Source organism: Actinosynnema sp. NPDC002837 (assembly GCF_040295345.1).
Lineage (GTDB): Bacteria > Actinomycetota > Actinomycetes > Mycobacteriales > Pseudonocardiaceae > Actinosynnema.
In genome coordinates this window covers 37,580-54,876 of the sequence record NZ_JBEOVG010000007.1, presented here as the reverse complement: position 1 = coordinate 54,876, position 17,297 = coordinate 37,580, and the positions used below count along the sequence as shown (strand labels likewise).

The following is a 17,297-nucleotide window of genomic DNA, read 5'->3' as shown; positions in this document are numbered from 1 at the left end:
TAGAGGCACGACACAGGAGGTCACCGAGTGAAACGGTCCGAGGAGAACGCGTACCGCGAGTACGTGACGGCTCGGATGGAGTCCATGCGGCGCGCCGCGTACCTCCTGTGCCGGGACTGGCACACGGCGGACGACCTCGTGTCGATCACCATCAGCAAGCTGTACCGGCACTGGCCGAGGGTCGGCCGGACGGCCGGCATCGACGCGTACGTCCGCAAGGCGCTGCTGCGCACTTGGTTGGACGAGAAGCGGAGGCCGTGGCGTCGGGAGCAGTCCGTGGAGGAGCCGCCCGAGCTGCCGACGGCGGCCGAGTTCGCCGTGGTCGACCGGGCCCAGCTGCTCGACCTGCTCGACGGGCTCCCGCCGCGGCGGCGGGCCGCCGTCGTGCTGCGCCTCTACCTCGACCTCTCGGTGGAGGAGACCGCCGAGATCCTCGGCTGCTCGGTGGGCACCGTGAAGAGCCAGACCGCGCGGGGGCTCGACACGTTGCGGACCGGCGCGGCGCAGGCGACCAGGGAGGGGTACTGATGGACAAGCAGCTGTTCGACGACGCGATCGGGGAGGTGCCGCCGTCCACGGTCGACGTGGACGCGGTCATCGCCCGCGGCCGCCGCGCGGTCCGGCTTCGCCGGGTGGCGAACCCGGCGGTCGCGGCCGGGGTGGCCGTCGTGGTGCTGACCGGCGCCGTCGCGTACACGCTGACCAGCGGTGACGGTGGGGGCACGCCGGTCGGTGGGCCGCCGGGCGCCACGACCACGGCGTCGCCGTCCTCGACCACGCAGCACCAGCCGGCCGGCTCGAAGGTCGGCACGCCGTCGGTGGACACGGTGGACGTCAAGGTGCCACCGCCCCAGTGCGGGGGCAGGCTGGAGCCCGCGGCCGAAGCAGCCGCGCGGCTGACCCAGGCGACGACGGACGCGGTCAAGGCACAGCGGCCGGACCTGGAGCTGTCGGCCAACCCGGCGGGCGACTACCCGGCGGGCACGCCACACGGGCCGCTCGACTACCACCAGCTGAACCCGACCGACCCGGGTGTCGAGGTGTCCATCTGCGACACCAACGCCACCTTCGAGGCGTGGGCGACCACGACGACGGCCGACGGGAGCGGGAACATCTTCGTCCTCATGGAACCGACCTGGCACGACGGCCTGGGCCCCCTGTGCGACTACCCCGGCCTCGGGATCCGGATCTTCTGCGTGACGGAGACCGGCCCCCGTGGGGAGGAGATCATCAAGCAGACGGCGGACATGGGGGGCGGCATCACCATGCACCAGGTGCTGGTCCACCGGGAGGACGGCACGCGGGTCCTCGTCCAGGCCGAGAACGTCGGCACCTCCGGCAAGTCCGGTAACGCGCCGACCGCGTCGAAGCCGCCGCTGACCCTCGACCAGCTGGTCGCGATCGGCGTCGACCCGGAACTGACCATGTTCCCGGGCTAGCGCCCGCGCTCGACGACGTCGCGGAGAGGGGCGAGGTCGGGGTCGAAGGACGGTGGTCTGCCGCCGGCCTTCGGCCCCTTGGCCTGCGGGCACTCCGCCATGCGGCGGGTGTGCGGCGTGCCTACAGTACGGCGAGTGCTTCCCAGGGGGCCGCCGCGTCCCAAGGGGGCCGCGTCGGGCCGAGAGGAGTCGCCGGTGGCCACTGGTGCGCAGGAGCCCGAGGCCGGGTGGGTGCCGGTCGAGCACCGCGTCCTCGGGCTCGACCGGCGGACGTTCACGCCCGCCTTCGTCGTCCTGGTGATCTCGTTGGGGCTGATCTACGGGCTGCCGGCGCTCAACGCGGCGATCCCCTGGCACAACGAGATCCGGGCCGGTGACGTGCTGGACCTGGGTGACGGCGCGACGGCGGTGCCGCCGGTCGGCTGGCACCTGGAGAGCGGCACCCTGGTCGGCGAGGGGCAGGAGAACCCGGTCGGGCTCCAGGCGCTGCTGGCCTCGGGCGGGGCGACGGTGGAGCTGCGGGGCGCCGCCTTCAAGGGCGCCGCGGAGCAGTTCCTCGACCAGGTCCAGCGCTCGCAGGGCGACGACGTGCCCGGCGTGGGCGGGTCCCGCGCCACGCTGACCACCGACGCGGGTGTGGTGGGCGTCGCGCAGAGCTACACCGGTCCGAGCGGCGACGGGCTCGACGTGGCGTTCAAGGTGGCCGTCGGCGCGGACGGGCCGGCCGAGGCGGCACCCGCGCTGCTGGTCCGGGTCCGCACCTCGCCGGGCCAGTTCGAGCGCTACCGGGGCGCGGTGGCGGCGTTGCTGCGCAGCATCACGCCCGGAGACCGACGATGAGCGACGTCGCCGCGGGCAAGGCGGCACAGCTGGCCGCGATCGAGCAGTCCGGGTGGGGCCTGCCGTTCCGGTTCCTCCAGCCGCACAACGCGGCGTTCTGGGTGTACCTGCTCGGTGTCGGCGGCGGTGCGCTGACGATGCTGCGCTACTTCGGCCAGGGCGGCGGGTTCTACGCGCCGGCGCTGACCGGGGGCGTGCTGCTGTTCGGGCTCTACCTGGTGCCTTGGCTGCTGCTCCTGCGCCACCACAACCGCTACACCCGCCAGCCCGCGGGCCTGTTGGCGACCGGGTTCGCCTGGGGCGGGGTGGCCGCGACGTTCTGGATCGCCCTCCCGGCCAACACCGCGTTGCTCGACATCTGGGCGAAGGTCGGCGGCACCGGGTTCGCCGCCGACTGGGCGGCCGGGCTGAGCGCGCCGATCAGCGAGGAGCTCGGCAAGGCGCTCGGGCTGGTGCTGCTCATCGGTCTGGCCCCGCGTTTGGTCCGCAACGCCTACGACGGGTTCATCATCGGCGCGTTCATCGGCCTGGGGTTCGAGGTCTTCGAGGACGTGCTGTACGTGTTCAACGGCGCGACGCAGAGCTTCGGCGTCGACCAGTTCAGCTCGTCGCTGCAGGTGTTCCTCCTCCGGGGCGCATCCGGGATCGTGTCGCACGCGTTGTTCAGCGCGATCTTCTGCACCGGCCTGATGTGGGTGCTGGGCCGCGCGCCCGGCGAGCGCAACGTGCCGCGCGGCATCCTGGCCATGCTCACCGCGATGGTGTTCCACTTCGCGTGGGACGACCTGGCGGGCCTCAGTGGCGGCGGCGCCCTGTTCGTCGTCCTGCTCCCGCTCGTCGTGGTCGTCGAACTGGCCACCCTGTTCTCCGTCCTGCGGCACGCCGCACGGCGGGAACGCGCCTGGATCCGGGACCTGCTCGAACCCGAGCTCGCGACCGGAGCCGTCGACCCGCCTCTGCTCCACGCCGTCAGCGGCCTGCGCAAGCAACGCAAGGCCTACCGCAAACACCTGCACAGCCGCCGCCGGGCACGACACCTGATCGAGGGGGCGCAGGACCTGGCCCACGAGATCGCCCGCGCACGCGGTGAGGAAACGCCCCACGTCGCCCGCGCCCGAGCCGAACTCCTCCGCCTCCGCACCATCCCCTGACCCAACCCGCCCGCACGACGGAACCTGCACGGCGACCACGTCCGGGTTCGCGGCCACGAGCAGCCGGCCTTGCTCATCTTTCGCTACATCCTCGTGATCACACGCTGAACCGGATGTGGACGGTGCGGTGGCACTGGCCCGCGGCGACGGCCCGCTAACCCTCCGGCCCGAGCGTGTCGAGGGGACGGCTGGGGTACCCCTACGGCGACAACAAGACCTACGACGCCGCCAACTTCGGCATCTTCAAGCAGAACTGGTACATGCCGCGCAACAAGTGCGACCGCTGCCGCGGCCAGACGAGCAACCAGTGGAACAACGGCGCGGCGCTCGACAGCAACCTCTCCGCCCACATCTCGTGCCTGCACCAGAGCCAAAACGCCTACGGCAGCCCCCGCGTGGTCACCGCGGTGCCCTGCCGCGGACTCGTCGACCGCGCAGGTGGGCTGTGATGTGCGCGGATCGGGTGCATTCCGGCGTTGCGTGCGGTAGATCTTTCGCTCAGGTGGTGGGGCAACGGAGGGGTGCCGATGGCGGGGTTCGATTCTTCCCGGGGCGTACGGCTGCGGCTGTTAGGGCGCTTCGTCGTCAAGACGTGGCGGGAGACCAACTCCTCGCTGCGGACAGGTGCGTGGGTCCTGTGGACAGCGGGCGGCGTCCTCGCCGTCACGGGCGTGTTCCTGGACGTTCTCGGGTGGTGGAGCTCCCTGCCGTTCCTGACGAACCTGCTGACCACCGTGACCGGCGGGCTCTTCGGCGTGCCGATCGTGGTGCTGCTGATCCAGCGCCTGTCGAAAGACGAGTTCGAGACCCACGTGGCCGAGGAGCTGCGACAGTTGGCGGAGCGCCAAGAACAGCTCCTCGCGCTGCGCAGGCGAGCGATGACAAGCCTGCGACAATCCACGGTGGCTGAGCGGACCCGCGACGAACGGGCCGGAGCCGAGCCCGTCCCCCGCGAGCCGATCCCCCGCGACTTCGAGATCTACCTGCGGTTCCTGGACAGTCGCATGCCCGCTGCCACGGATCCGGACGTTCGGAGTCTGCAGACCGCGTTGCGCGCCGCGTCGGCGACCGTCCCGCCGCGTGGATCCATCTCGACCGACGCCGCGGCAGCGATGCGTACCGCGCTGTCGCTGTGGCGGGACGTGGTGCGGCCGGTGTCGGTGACGATGATGCGAGCGGACTGGCTGGAGCTGCGCGGGAAGATCCCAGCCGGGGACGCCGCCCGTGCCAAGGCCGAGATCGCCCGCTTCTCCGCCGCGATCGCAGCCGCCCGCAACCCCGACCACAGCTGGTACGAGCAGGCCTCGGCGCTGGTGGACGCCTCCGGGCGCAGGACTCCGCGCCGGTCCGTGGCCCGGCTGTTCGAGCAGGGCAGGGCCACCTTCGAGGCACTGCTGGAACTGCGGCACGCGCTGGACGCGCTCAAAGCCGCCCTGACCGGGCCTGCCGCCGGCGGCTGAGACCGCTCGCGACCGGGTGTCGGTGCGGAGGCGTCGCCGGACTGTCGGCACGCGCGTCCGGCCGACCTGCGACCCCGTTCGCATGAACTCAGGCACCGGCCCAGCGGTCGAGGAACTCGTGGCCCGTGCGCACGACGTGCTCGGACCACTCGGTGCCGCTCGCCCACGTGAGGTTTCGCAACACGCAGTGCGCCGCGTAGACCGCCAGCGCGCCGCGGTCGGTGGTGCGCAGGATCTCCTCCCCCAGCCGCTCGCGGACCCCCGGCTCGGCCTTCGGCCAGGCCGCCAGGTCCCAGTCGACGGTCACCAGGTCGTAGGAGGCGTCACCGGTGCGGCACGACCGCCAGTCCAGCACCGCCGTCACCCGACCGCCGTCGACGAGCACGTTGGCAGGCCCGAAGTCGAAGTGGACCAGGTCGTCCGGGACCCGCTCGGGCAGCGGCGCCGCGGCGGCCGACGCGCGCAGGCGGGACAGCAACTCCGAAACCGGCTGCTCGCCTCCCACCAACGCCGAAGGCCGGCACAGCGGCGACCGATCCTCGAACAACCCGCCCAGGACGAGGTCCCACCACTCCCCGCCCGCCCCCGAACCGGCTCCCCGCTCGTGGCCGACCACCGCGATCAACTGCTCCAGCGTGACGTCGTCGACGTGCTCGACCGGGTTGCCCGCCACGAACTCCTGCAGCTCGAACCACAACTCGCCCACCCGTCCGGCGGCGACCTGGCGCGGAATCGGGCAGCCCGCCGCCCGCAGCCTCGCCAGCGCGGGCTCCACGTGCGTCTCGGCGTGCCGGGCCTCCCGTCCCCAGGGCAACCACTTGAGCACCAACCGGGCGCCGTCCGGCCCGGTCACCTCGTAGGCGCCCTCATCGCCCTTGGCGAACCTGCCGACCAGCGTCAGCGCCAAGCCGCGCTCCCGCCGCACCAGCCCGATGACCTCGTGGACCCGCACGTCGATGTCCGGCATACCGGGGTGTGCCTCCTGCCTGTCCTCGGGCACGGGCCGCGCGCCCGTCAGCCGTCCTTGCTCTGGTGTCCACGCACGCTGGACCCGGGTCACCGGCGACACGCGCACAGGCAGTCTCCTCGGCCGACCTGCCGGTGCGTCATCGGCTCCACGGCACGTGCGTGACCGCTTCCGGGCGCAGGGGCCACTGGGCCGTGGTGAGGCTGAGCCGATCGACGTAGGGGAACCGGTCGTCCGCGTCGCGGGGCGGGTCGCCGCGGACGAAACAGCGGTGCAGCAACAGTTCCCGGCGTTGGTCCAGCGGGACGTCGTCGTCGGGACCGTCGCCCGCGGGGACGGGAGGGTCGGCGCCGATGTCCACCTCGCCGTCCCAGTTGAGGTGCAGACCTTCCTCGTCGGAGTAGAACCGGGGGAAGCTCGTCCGCCACTGCGACTGGGAACCCCACCCGTGGGACAGGTCGTTGGTCGGCCGCTGACCCCGGCGGAAGGTGAAGTACAGCACGGAGGTCGTGGCCACGGTGGCGTCGATCAGGTGCCGCGGCGCCCTCACCCGCACGCCGGCTCGGCTGAACAGCAGGTCACCGAACCAGAAGCCGGGCCACAGCACCTCCTCCACGGTCACGCTCGTCGCGGACGGGTCCTGCACCACGGCGACGATCTCGTGGTGGAACGGGGAGAACGCCTCGACGTGCCCGAACGGGGTAAGCCCGACGGCGGTGAAGAACTCCGTGTGCACCGCGTGTGCCGGCGGGCACGTGCGGATCCGACCGACGCCACCCTCGACGACGGCACGTCCACCGGTGACGCCGACCTCGCCGTGCAGGGCGATCAGGTGGTCGCTGACCCGGCTCAACGCGTACAGCTCCAGCATCAGCCACAGCTGCTCGTCGTCCACGGTGTACCCGCCGGCCGGTATCCGCTCCCGCGTGCGCAGCGGCGCCAACCCCGCCAAGTGGTCGGCCACCGCCCGCCGCTCACCGCTCAGGAACCGCCGCCGCGCGTCGACGTCGTCCTCGTCGTGCAGAGCCTCGTACAGCCAGCGGAAGTACCCCCAGTCGAGTGCCACCGCACGATCATGACCCAACCGGCCCACACCGACAACGACAATCGGCCGCCGTCGTCGCTCGTGGGCACGGGTCAGCCGGCGCGGGGACCGAGGATCGGCGCGGCGACCTGGTCCAGGACGTGCCAGGCGTTGCGCCAAGCCACCTTCACCTCGGGCTCGACGGTCGCGTCGCGCAGGAGCGCCACGAGGTACGGGTGCAGGTCGCCGATCGCGTACTGCATGAACACCTCGGCGCAGAACTCGCTGAAGCTCCCCGCCTGGTACTTCTGCCGCTGGTCGCCGTCCAGCCGGTTGCCCTTGGGGTCACGCCACAGCTCCAGGCCGAGCAGGCGGTCCCGGTGCCGGCGCAGCGTCAGCCAGGCGTGGTAGAACGCCTTGGCGTCGAGCGACATCAGGTTCCAGTAGTCGTGGACGCGTCGGAGGTCCCGGCCGTGCTGCGCCAGGACCAGGTGCTCGGCCCGACCGGGTGGCAGGGGGTCGTACTTCGCCGGGAGACCGGCCACCTCGCCCCGGGTCAGCTCGGGCGGCATCGGCCGGTCGGCCAGGAGGGTCGGTTCGAACGTGGCGTGACCCGTCTCGTGCACCAGCAGGCGGATGAACACGCCGGGCGGCGTGGCGATCATGCCGGACAGGTGGATCGTGTCGGCCTCGTACAGCCCGCCACCCCTGCCGTCCGCGCGGGACGACCTGAACGCGACGCGGCACTTGCCGGTCAGGACGCCCCAGAACCGCGGGTACGCCTCGAGGAAGGCCATGACGGCCGCCGCGTGGGGCAACGGGAGGTCGAGGTCCGGCTCACCGACGAGGTCGCACAGGGCCGTCGACTTCGGCTTGGCGGCGAGCAGCGCCGAGATGATCGCGGCGTGCGGTTCGCCCGGGTCGAGGACCGCGGCCCCGTCGGAGATCGCCAGGTAACGCTCTTTGATCTTCGCGACGCCCGCGCCCAGCGTCACCGCGGTCATCCCCGCCCCACCGCTCGCGATGACGAGCTGGGTGATGCCGCCGTCGGTGGTGTCCGCGACCCGGGTCTGGAGCTTCAGGGGGTCGAACGCCGGGAACAGGGTGCCGTCGAACGTGTCGTGCCCGACCACCGCCGCCGGGCTCGCGCCCTGCGGCGCGGACCCCCGGTCCACCGTCGCCCCGTGCTGGACGGCGTCGAGCAGCGCCTGCGCCTGTCGGCGGACCGCCGCCCGTTCGGCGGGCGTCGACGGCGCCGCCATGTCGGCGAGCATGTCGTCCAAGTCTAAGTCGTCCCCGTTGGGCTCCACGGAATCCCCTTTCACCGCACGCCTTGTGCCGATTCCGGGGAACCCTAGTCGCCGGCACGTAGCCGGTGCCCGTGCCACGCGGGGACGGGCGCCGGCGACGTCGTGCGCGCCGTTGGGCACCAGGACACGACCGCTCAACCCGAACGTCGTTCGCCTATACGATGCGCGGGTGAAGATCGACGACTGGTGGGCCGTGGTCGAACGAGCCCGCATCGCGGTCGGTGAGCGCGCGGGAGACCGCAACCACGCGGACGATCCGCTGCCCGACGCGCTGACCGACGAGCTCTCGAAGCTCAGCCCTGACGACGTCGTCGACTGGGAGATCACCTTCATCCAGGTCACGGACTCGGCGTACCGCCACCCGTTGTGGCACGCGGCGTACCTGATCGAGGGCGGCTGCGGTGACGACGGGTTCATGGACTTCCGCGACGGGCTCATCCTCCAAGGCCGGGACGTGTTCACCCGCGCGGTCGACGACCCCGACACGCTCGCCGACCTGCCCGTGGTCCGCGCGATGGCCGGTGAGGACGGCGACGGCTGGCTCGGCTTCCAGGCGATCAGCACGTGCGTCGAAGAGGCGTACCGACGCGTGCGCGGCGAAACGGAGTCGTTCCACGAGGCCGTCGACCAGGCGCTCGCCACGTTGACGCGGCCGGACGAACCGGCGGGACCGAGCTGGCACTGGTCCGACGACGACGCGTTCCGCGAGCACCTGCCCCGGCTGTCCGCGCTGTTCCTGTCCTGACGCTCAACGGGTCGACCGGGTCGAGGTATCACCCACCGCGTCCCAGAGTTCCGACGAATGACTCCTGACCACCGGCGGTTCGCTGTGACAAGGTGTCGCGACTCGAACTGTCCCTGTGGGAGGAGACACCCTTGAGACCCAGACGATTAGCCCGGCGCGCGCTCTCCGTGGCCGGGGCGGCGGTGATGGCGTTGGCCATGACCCAGCCCGCGACCGCCCAGCCGCACGACACCGACTACACCGTCCTGGTGGAGGCCGGCGCGTCGACCCAGGCCGCACGTGCCGCCGTCCGCGCCGCCGGCGGACGGGTCACCGCGGAGAACACCGCGGTCGGCACGCTGACCGTGAAGGCGCCGGCCACCGGGTTCGTCCAGCGCGTCACCGCCGCCGACGCGGTGTTCGGCGCGGCCCCGGTGCGACCGATCGGGCAGGCGCCCGGGATCGGCGGACAGCGGACCCGCGAGTGGCACGACGTCGAGAACGAGCACGTCGGCGCCGCGACCAACCCCAAGGCCCCGACCACGCCCCGGACGACCGCGGACGGCCTGGACCCGCTCGACGACGCCCTGTGGGGCCTGCGCCTGGTGCGCTCCGACATCGCCCGCGTCCGGCAGGCCGGTGACCAGCGGGTCTACGTCGGCGTGCTGGACACCGGCGTGGACGGCACCCACCCCGACATCGCGCCCAACTTCAACCGCGCGCTGTCCCGCAACTTCACCATCGACATCCCGAACGACTCCAACGGCGGCGTGTTGGACGGGCCGTGCGAGTTCCGCGGCTGCGTCGACCCCGCCGACCGCGACGACGGCGGCCACGGCACCCACGTCGCGGGCACCATCGGCGCGGCGGCCAACGGCTTCGGCGTGTCCGGCGTCGCCCCGAACGTGTCGCTGGTCAACATCCGAGGCGGCCAGGACTCCGGCTTCTTCTTCCTCCAGCCCGTCGTGGACGCGCTGACCTACGGCGCCGACGTCGGCCTCGACGTGATCAACATGTCGTTCTTCGTCGACCCCTGGTACATGAACTGCACGGCCAACCCGGCCGACAGCCCCGAGGCGCAGATCGCCCAGCGGACCACGATCGCCGCCATCCAGCGCGCGCTGAACTACGCGCACGGCAAGGGCGTGACGCTGATCGGCGCGGGCGGCAACAACCACGAGGACCAGGGCAACCCGCGGACCGACGTGGCCAGCCCGAACTACCCGCCGGGCTCCGCCTACCCACGCCCGGTCGACAACACCACGTGCCTCAACCTCCCCACCGAGGGCGACCACGTCATCTCGATCTCCGCGCTCGGCCCGTCGACGGCCAAGGCCGACTACTCCAACTACGGCGTCGAGCAGACCGCCCTGTCCGCGCCCGGCGGCTACTTCCGCGACGGGTTCGGCACGGACTGGTACCGGACGAACGAGAACCAGATCCGTTCCGCCTACCCGCGCAACGTGGCGCTGACGGCGGGTGACATCGACGCCGACGGCACCATCACCGCCAAGGGCCAGGCAGCCGGGGTGGCCAAGTACTGCGACGCGACCACCTGCGGCTTCTACCGCTACGCACAGGGCACGTCGATGGCCGCGCCGCACGCCGCGGGCGTGGCCGCGCTCGTGGTCAGCCAGTTCGGCAAGCGCGACCGGGCACACCCCGGCACGCTGACCATGTCGCCGGACCAGGTCGAGGCGGTGCTGTACGGCACGGCCACGCCGCGGGCGTGCCCCGAGCCGCGGACCGTGTCCTACGAGAACGTGGGCAGGCCGGCCGAGTTCACCGCGACCTGCGTGGGCGACACCGCGTTCAACGGCTTCTACGGCCACGGCATCGTGGACGCCTACGGCGCCGTGACCCGCGGCGGCGACTTCCTCTGACGGTCGGTCGCGAGTCACGGGTCCGGGACGACCGGGCCCGTGATTCGCGGCTGGGCCAGGCCGGGGCCACCGCGGTCAGGGCAGCGTCCGCGCCGACGCGCCGCTCAGGTTCGCGCGAAGTTCGGTTCGGCCGCTTCCAGTCGCGGCACCGCGAGGCCCAAGCGCCGTGCTTCCGCCAGCACGTCCCGGCAGACTTCCCGCGGCTCCCGAGCGTCGGGGTCGGAGTGCACCTCGAAGCTCGTGCGCACCGGTGGGACATGCGCGGTCAGCCAGGCCAGCACGCGGGCCGTCAGCCAGGCGGGCGCCCGGAACAGCAGCCCGCCGCGCCGGTGACGTCGCAGGTCGAGGCCGCGCGCTTCGAGGAGCGGCAGGAGTTCGCGGCTGGTCAGCAGCGCCTCGCGCAAGTCGCCCGCCGCCCCGGCCAGCTCGGCCAACGACCCCCGCCGCAGGCCCTGCGCGTGCAGGCCGGCGTCCGCCACGAAGTGGATCCACAGCCAGCCGCGGAAGTCGGGTCGCTCGCGCGGCCGGAAACCGGCCTCGCGAAACGCCTGGCGCACGGCCCGGCCACGGTCGGTCGGGGGTTGATCGAGGGTGCCGAAGACGACCGCCGGCAGCAGCGTGCCGCGCAGCACGCCGTCCTCGCCGAAGCCGCCACCGGCTTGGGGGAAGCCCCACACGACCTGCTCCACCGGGAGTGCGCCGATCGCGGCCAACGGCTCGGCCCAGACGTTGCCGAAGACCAGGACGGTGGCCCGGCCGACGCGCGGCGCCAGGAAAGCCGCCGCCTCCGCGAGGCGGTAGTGCGGCACGCTCAGCACGATCAGGTCGAAGTCGTGGTCGGGCTCCAGTTCCTCGCGGTAGCGCACCGGCCACCGCTCGACGACGCGCGGCCCCCACACCCGGCGCCGCGTGTCGTGCAGCTCGAGGTCGACCGCTTCCCCGTACGTCGCCGCACGACCCGGGCGGACGTAGAACTCGACGTCGTGCCCCGCCTGGTGCAGGGCCCAGCCGTGGACGGTGGCGATCGCGCCCCGGCCGAACATCAGGATCTTCAAGGTGCACCTCGTGGGGTACGATCGATCTGGAGATCATCTCCGCTTTCCAGAATATGGAGGTCATCTCCATTTGTCAACGCGAGGTAGCGCATGACCGCCGACAAGCCGCTGCGGGCCGACGCCCGACGCAAGCGCGAGGCCCTGCTCGCCAAGGCACGGGAGGTCTTCGACGCCGGCGAGTTCTTCGACCTGCGCTTCGACGACTTCGCACGCCTGGCCGGGGTGGGCACCGGCACGCTGTACCGCCACTTCCCCACCCGCGAGGCGCTGGCCGAGGCGGTTTACCACGGGGAAGTCGCCGCGCTGTGCGACCGCGCCCGCCAACTGGGGGCCGCGCTGCCCGCCGCGGAGGCGTTGGCGACCTTCCTCCGCGGCGTGGTCGACCACCTGGATACCCACAAGGGCCTGGCCCGGACGCTGGCCACGCTCATGGCCGATCGCACGGGCGCCCTCGCCGAGGGCAGCCGAGCGCTGGAGCAGGCTGTCACCGACCTGGTGGCCGCCGCCGTGCGGGAGGGCGCCGTCCGCGAGGATGTGGGCGCCGGCGCCGTCATGATGGCGTTGCACGGCATCGGCGCGGCCCATGACCGCCCCGATTGGCGGGCCGAGGCCGACGGTGTCATCACCCTCGTCCTGGACGGGCTGCGCCGCCCGCACTAGATCCGACAGCCCACAGCCCGACCGGTCACCTCGGGGTGACGTCCTCCCAGTCCGGCGGCGGCTCGTCCAGGGCGTTGACCTTCACGATGTGCAGCGTCACCGCGGACCGCGTCTCACCGTTCGGCTCGTACCGGCGGAAGTCGGGGTAGTAGTACTTCGGCGAGACCTGCCGCTCCAGCACCATCTCCGGGTCGGCCGCCAGTTCGGCGTCGGCCCTGATCTCCAAGGCCCGGAACTGGTTGCGCGGGTCCAGGATGAACAACGTGACCCGCGGGTTGGCGCGCATGTTCTTGACCTTCTGCCGCTTGTCCAGCAGCCACATCTTCACCGTCCCCTCGCCCTCGTCGTAGATGAACCACGTCGCGGTGACCTGCGGACGACCGTCGCTCCCGATGGTCGACAGCGCGGCGGTCTGCACGTCCAGCAGATCGCGGTGCGATTCCGGTATTCGAACTATACCGTCCATGACACTCCCCCCTTAGTGCGCCTGAGACCTGATGATAGGCCGCCAATGGCAACTCCGCGAGGGGCTTTCGCAAGCCCGATCCGAAGGCGAGTCCGTTATGGCGACGTCACCGGGAAAAATGGAACTCAATCCACATCGGGTTGAATATTTCAGCGCTCGCGGTCAGCGGATGATTCCGGTCGCGAACCTCCGGGAGGCGGTCGCGACGACCGCCCGACAAGGCGAAGAACTACGGCGTCGACCTGGGCGCGAACCCCGCAGTGCAATTCATGTAGACAATTCCGCGAAAGCGAGACGGAAGAATCAGTTATCCATTACACGCCGCCCGGCCGCGACCGGGAATGTGCGCCGTCCGGCGGGGGCAGACCGGCTCCCGCGCCGCCGAACGGCACTGGCCGTTGGGCTGTACGGCGCACCGGAGGTACTTTCGGGAAGAATCGCGACCAATAGCACGAAAGTGTTTCGACAATGCTTGTGGCACGGTGCCGGGCGCTGCTAGGACTGATCGACTACCGGTCGATCCGAGGGGGCCACATGCGCTTGGCGAAACTGCTGTTACCCGCCCTGGTGGCGGCGGCCCTCGCCGCACCGGTCACGGCGACGGCCCACGCCCGACAAGCGCCGGACTCGCCGCCGCGGCCGGGGTGGGCGATCACCGGCACCGGGCTGACGTGGACGGCGACCTCCCCGATCCCGCCCGGTGGCGCGGCGGTCGAGTTCTGGGACGGCGACCGGCTGCTGGGGCTGCCGCGACCGTCCGCGGACCTGCGCACCTACTCCCTGGACGCGGCGGAGGTCGAGGACGTCGACACGCTCCAGGTGCGGCTGTCGGGCACCCGTCTGGACGTCGAAGAGCCCACTCCCCCGTCGGCCGAGGCGGTCGCGGCGTCACCCGCGCCCTTGCCCGCAGGGGACAGCGATCCCGGCAGGCCCGGCCCGTTCGCCACCTCCACCGGCGAGTACGAGCTGGACCCGATCACCATGCCCGGCTACGCGGCGCCGCTGGAGCTGGCGGCCGTGGTCGTCGCGCCGGTCGACGCGCCGGGCCGCCGCCCGCTGGCGCTGTTCCTGCACGGCAGGCACATCACCTGCTACAACGGCACCGAGATGGTGCTGGCGTGGCCCTGCCCGGCGCCCGCCAAGCCGGTGCCGAGCCACCGGGGCTACCTGCAAGCGCAGCGGCTGCTGGCCTCGCAGGGCTACGTGACGGTGTCCGTGTCGGCCAACTCCGTCAACGCCCACGAGGACCTGGACCTGGAACAGGGCGCGGGCGCGCGGTCCGCGCTGGTGCGCGCGCACCTGGCGCGGTGGGCGGACTGGGCGGGCGCCGGCCGGGCCTCCGCGCCCGACGTGGTCCGCGCCGCGCCGGTCGCCGACCTGGACAAGGTCGTCCTGGTCGGGCACTCCCGCGGCGGTGAGGGCGTCAACCGGGCCGCGGTCGACAGCCTCTCCCCGCCGGCCCCGGGCAGCGGCCACGACGGCCCGGTGCGCTGGACGATCAAGGGCAACCTGCTGATCGGTCCGACGGTCTTCGCGCACAACCCGGCGCCGGACGTGCCGTCGGTGACGATCCTGCCGGGCTGCGACGGCGACGTCGCCGACCTCCAGGGTCAGCTGTTCGTGGACGCCACCCGCGGGGTGAGCAGAGGGGCCGCGCTGCACAGCGCGCTGTACTTCGTCGGCGCCAACCACAACTACTTCAACACCGAGTGGACGCCCGGTCAGGCCGAAGCCCCGGCCAACGACGACTTCCGCTCCCCGCCCGAGGACCCGGTGTGCTCGCCGGGAACGCCCACCCGGCTCACGCCGGAGCAGCAGCAGACCGCCGCCGCGACCTACATCGCCGCGGCCGCGCGCCTGTTCGTCACGGGCGACCGGCGGGTGCTGCCGCTGCTGGACGGTTCGGGCGTCCGCGCTCCCTCGGCCGACCCGGCGCGCGTGCTCGCCCACGCCGTCGGCGGCGCCCGCACCCCGTTCGTCGTGCCCGACGAGGCGACCTCGGCGAGCGGCTCGGCCCGGGTGTGCGCGCAGGTCTCGGCGGACCCGGCCACGGCGTGCGTCGACCCGGTCGAGACCCGTCCGTCGCCGCACTTCGCCCGGTTCAACCGCATCGTGCCCGAGTCGGGGCGGTCCGCCGTGGCGCTGGGGTGGACCGCCGACGGGCAGGCCGCGACCGTGCGCCCCGGCGCGCCGGTGTCCCTGGCGGGGTCACGGCAGCTGGCGCTGAGGGTGGCCGTGCCGCCGAACAGCGCGACCACCCGCTTCGACGTGGCCCTCACGGACGCGGCCGGGCGCCGGGCGGTGCTGGGGTCGGTGACGCTGGACGGGCTCCCCGCCACCGCGCGGATCTCCGCCCGCTGGGCGCAGGAGCTCCGGGTGCCGCTGCCGGCGCGGGGGATCGACCTGCGTCGCGTCACCGGGCTGGAGCTCGTGCCGCACGGCGGTTCCGGGCAGGCGTGGCTCATCGACGCCCACGGGTACGCCCCCGGCCTGCCCGACCCGCGGCCGGTCGCGCTGCCGCGCGTCGACGTGGGCGCGTTGACCGTCGTGGAGCGCGACTCGGGCGTGCAGACCGTCCGGTTCCCGGTCTCCGTCACCGGGAGCGGCGCGGGGGCGGTGCGGGTGTTCGTCCAGAACGAGGGCGACAACGCCTACACCGAGCGGTTGGTGGCGGTCGAGCCGGGCGAGGGCGAGCTCGAGGTCCCGGTGCAGGTCACCGGCAACACCCGCTGGAACCTGGACGCGAGGCGCACGGTGCTGGTCAAGGCGGTGCGGGGCGCGGTCGTCGGCCGTTACGCGGACCGGCTGACGGTGTCGAACGACGACCCGGCGCCGACCTTCACCGCCACCCCCGTCACCGACGTGGTCGCCGAGGGCGGCACCTTGACCTGGCGGGTGACGCTGTCCGCGCCGGTCGACCGGATCATCACGGTCCCGGCTCGGCCGGCCGCCCCGGAGGGGGTCGAGCTGTCCACCACGGACGTCGACGAGCTGTGGTTCCGCCGCAACGTCACCTTCGAGGAGCCGCTGCCCTCGCGGCCGTTGTCGACCACCCGAGTGCAGCCGATCGCCGCTTTCCCGCGCGGTGAGCTGAGCGCGCTGCTGACCGTGCCGACGGTGACCGACGCGGAGGCCGAGCCGGTCGAGCGGATCCTGTTGGACCTCTCGTTGTTCTCCTCCACCGCGTCGGTCACCGGCGCGGTCACCGACAGCACGCCAGCCGGGCCGTGACCGACGGGCGCCGTCGTCGACCCGATGCATGGTCGACACCCATCCAGGTCGCCCGCGGACCACTGGCCGCGGGCGAGTGAACACCGAGAGGACACCGAACTTGCGCACGACTTGGAGACCATCCCGCGTCACCGCCTTATCCCTGATCTCGGTCCTGGTGGCGGCCGGGGCGCTGACGGGGGCCGCGGGGCCCGCGTCGGCGGAGACGACCGCGGTGCGACTGGACTACACCTGCACGACCTCCCTCGGCCCGACCGCCCAGGTGACCGTGTGGGTCGTCGGCGGCCTGCCCGACGACGGCGCGGGCCCCAACAGCGTCGCCCGCCACGAACCCGCCTACATCGACGTGGACCTCGACCTGCGTGAGCTGCGCCCGGTGATCGCGTTGGCCGGCGGGGTGCGCGTGGACGGCGACAGCACCGCGGTGCTCGACGCGACGATCACCGGCCCGGACGGGACCCGGACCACCCAGGCCCCGGTCACCTTCGCGCCCACGTGGGTGACCGACGTCCGAACGGCCGCGCTGCGGGCCAGAGGCGCCTTCCCCGTGCAGTCGCTGAGCACGGCGGGCTACTACGACCTGCACGTGGACGACCTGGCGCTGACCTTGCGCCCCGAACGCGCCGACGGCACGCCCCTCGGCACCGTCACCGCGTCCTGCTCGCACGACCCGGCGCAGAACGACCTGCTGGGCACCGTGTTGTCGCAGTTCGCCGTCTTCGACCGGCCGCTGCGCCCGACCGGGCTGCGGGTGGTCTCGACGACCCCGACGTCCGTGACGCTGGCCTGGGAAGCCTCTCCCTGGTGGAACCCGACCCTGGGCTACGAGGTGTACCTGGACGGAGGCCACACCGGCATGGTCACGGAGAAGCAGGTGACGCTGACCGGCCTGACCCCCGACCGCCAGCACCGGGCGAAAGTCGCCACCACCGACGTGCGGGGCAGCCGTTCGCCCAAGAGCCAGGGCCTGATCTTCACCCTCCCGCCGGCCTGACCCGCGCGACCGCGCCGATCACCGGGGTCCGCCACGTCGGCGGACCCCGGTGCCACGACCGGTGTGCCCGCCGACCGACGGCGAGTGCGGCAG

The 17,297-nt window shown here is 72.5% G+C and carries 16 protein-coding genes; 11 read left to right on the top strand and 5 right to left on the bottom strand.

Going from position 1 to position 17,297, the window contains the following annotated elements; translation table 11 throughout:
- Window positions 1-27 precede the first annotated feature (27 nt).
- The 6 genes from ABTZ99_RS07535 to ABTZ99_RS07510 all read left to right on the top strand — a co-directional run bounded on the left by ABTZ99_RS07535 (window position 28) and on the right by ABTZ99_RS07510 (window position 4,890).
- The gene (locus ABTZ99_RS07535) at window positions 28-528 is read left to right on the top strand and encodes a SigE family RNA polymerase sigma factor (protein ID WP_498778055.1); all 501 of its coding nucleotides are present in this window, start codon (window positions 28-30) and stop codon (window positions 526-528) included.
- Window positions 528-1,439, top strand: a complete 912-nt coding sequence (locus tag ABTZ99_RS07530) for a hypothetical protein (protein WP_499609126.1) — start codon at window positions 528-530, stop codon at window positions 1,437-1,439. Before ABTZ99_RS07535 ends, ABTZ99_RS07530 begins: the two co-directional genes overlap by 1 nt.
- A 195-nt stretch (window positions 1,440-1,634) precedes the next feature.
- Window positions 1,635-2,279 carry a hypothetical protein gene (locus ABTZ99_RS07525; protein ID WP_499609123.1) on the top strand — a complete coding sequence of 215 codons (645 nt, stop codon included), beginning with the start codon at window positions 1,635-1,637 and terminating at the stop codon, window positions 2,277-2,279.
- A complete protein-coding gene (locus ABTZ99_RS07520) occupies window positions 2,276-3,430 on the top strand; it encodes a PrsW family intramembrane metalloprotease (RefSeq protein ID WP_499609120.1) in 1,155 nt (384 codons plus the stop codon). The genes ABTZ99_RS07525 and ABTZ99_RS07520 overlap by 4 nt, the downstream gene beginning before the upstream one ends.
- Window positions 3,431-3,603: 173 nt before the next feature.
- Window positions 3,604-3,879: a lysozyme family protein gene (locus tag ABTZ99_RS07515; RefSeq protein WP_499609117.1), complete on the top strand. Its 276-nt coding sequence runs from the start codon at window positions 3,604-3,606 to the stop codon at window positions 3,877-3,879.
- A gap of 78 nt (window positions 3,880-3,957) precedes the next feature.
- Window positions 3,958-4,890 (top strand): hypothetical protein, encoded by a 933-nt coding sequence (locus ABTZ99_RS07510; protein ID WP_498778065.1) that lies wholly within the window; start codon window positions 3,958-3,960, stop codon window positions 4,888-4,890.
- 88 nt (window positions 4,891-4,978) lie between these two features.
- On the opposite strand, the gene ABTZ99_RS07505 is transcribed toward ABTZ99_RS07510, so the two are convergent.
- The 3 genes from ABTZ99_RS07505 to ABTZ99_RS07495 all read right to left on the bottom strand — a co-directional run bounded on the left by ABTZ99_RS07505 (window position 4,979) and on the right by ABTZ99_RS07495 (window position 8,191).
- Window positions 4,979-5,857 carry a phosphotransferase gene (locus ABTZ99_RS07505; RefSeq protein ID WP_499609114.1) on the bottom strand — a complete coding sequence of 293 codons (879 nt, stop codon included), beginning with the start codon at window positions 5,855-5,857 and terminating at the stop codon, window positions 4,979-4,981.
- Between the two features lie 139 nt (window positions 5,858-5,996).
- Complete coding sequence (locus ABTZ99_RS07500) at window positions 5,997-6,923, bottom strand: hypothetical protein (RefSeq protein ID WP_499609111.1); 927 nt, start codon at window positions 6,921-6,923, stop codon at window positions 5,997-5,999.
- 71 nt (window positions 6,924-6,994) lie between these two features.
- Window positions 6,995-8,191, bottom strand: a complete 1,197-nt coding sequence (locus tag ABTZ99_RS07495) for a hypothetical protein (protein WP_499609108.1) — start codon at window positions 8,189-8,191, stop codon at window positions 6,995-6,997.
- A gap of 169 nt (window positions 8,192-8,360) precedes the next feature.
- Between ABTZ99_RS07495 and ABTZ99_RS07490 the strand changes: the two genes are divergently transcribed.
- Together ABTZ99_RS07490 and ABTZ99_RS07485 are read left to right on the top strand one after the other, a co-directional pair.
- Window positions 8,361-8,936 carry a DUF4240 domain-containing protein gene (locus tag ABTZ99_RS07490; protein WP_499609106.1) on the top strand — a complete coding sequence of 192 codons (576 nt, stop codon included), beginning with the start codon at window positions 8,361-8,363 and terminating at the stop codon, window positions 8,934-8,936.
- Window positions 8,937-9,121: 185 nt separating this feature from the next.
- On the top strand, window positions 9,122-10,798 hold the full coding sequence (locus tag ABTZ99_RS07485; RefSeq protein WP_499609374.1) for a S8 family serine peptidase: 1,677 nt from the start codon (window positions 9,122-9,124) through the stop codon (window positions 10,796-10,798).
- Window positions 10,799-10,902: 104 nt separating this feature from the next.
- Here the strand turns inward: ABTZ99_RS07485 and ABTZ99_RS07480 are convergent, their stop codons facing one another.
- Window positions 10,903-11,853 carry a ketopantoate reductase family protein gene (locus tag ABTZ99_RS07480; protein ID WP_499609104.1) on the bottom strand — a complete coding sequence of 317 codons (951 nt, stop codon included), beginning with the start codon at window positions 11,851-11,853 and terminating at the stop codon, window positions 10,903-10,905.
- Between the two features lie 90 nt (window positions 11,854-11,943).
- On the opposite strand from ABTZ99_RS07480, the gene ABTZ99_RS07475 reads away from it, so the two are divergent.
- The gene (locus tag ABTZ99_RS07475; protein WP_499609102.1) at window positions 11,944-12,513 is read left to right on the top strand and encodes a TetR/AcrR family transcriptional regulator; all 570 of its coding nucleotides are present in this window, start codon (window positions 11,944-11,946) and stop codon (window positions 12,511-12,513) included.
- A 25-nt stretch (window positions 12,514-12,538) separates the two neighbouring features.
- Here ABTZ99_RS07475 and ABTZ99_RS07470 read toward each other — a convergent pair whose 3' ends face one another.
- Entirely contained in the window at window positions 12,539-12,979 is a 441-nt protein-coding gene (locus tag ABTZ99_RS07470; protein ID WP_499609100.1) for a TIGR03618 family F420-dependent PPOX class oxidoreductase, read from the bottom strand.
- 534 nt (window positions 12,980-13,513) lie between these two features.
- On the opposite strand from ABTZ99_RS07470, the gene ABTZ99_RS07465 reads away from it, so the two are divergent.
- Both ABTZ99_RS07465 and ABTZ99_RS07460 read left to right on the top strand, forming a co-directional pair.
- Window positions 13,514-16,210: a hypothetical protein gene (locus ABTZ99_RS07465; protein ID WP_499609097.1), complete on the top strand. Its 2,697-nt coding sequence runs from the start codon at window positions 13,514-13,516 to the stop codon at window positions 16,208-16,210.
- A 100-nt stretch (window positions 16,211-16,310) separates the two neighbouring features.
- Complete coding sequence (locus ABTZ99_RS07460) at window positions 16,311-17,204, top strand: DUF6801 domain-containing protein (RefSeq protein ID WP_499609095.1); 894 nt, start codon at window positions 16,311-16,313, stop codon at window positions 17,202-17,204.
- Window positions 17,205-17,297: the final 93 nt, after the last annotated feature.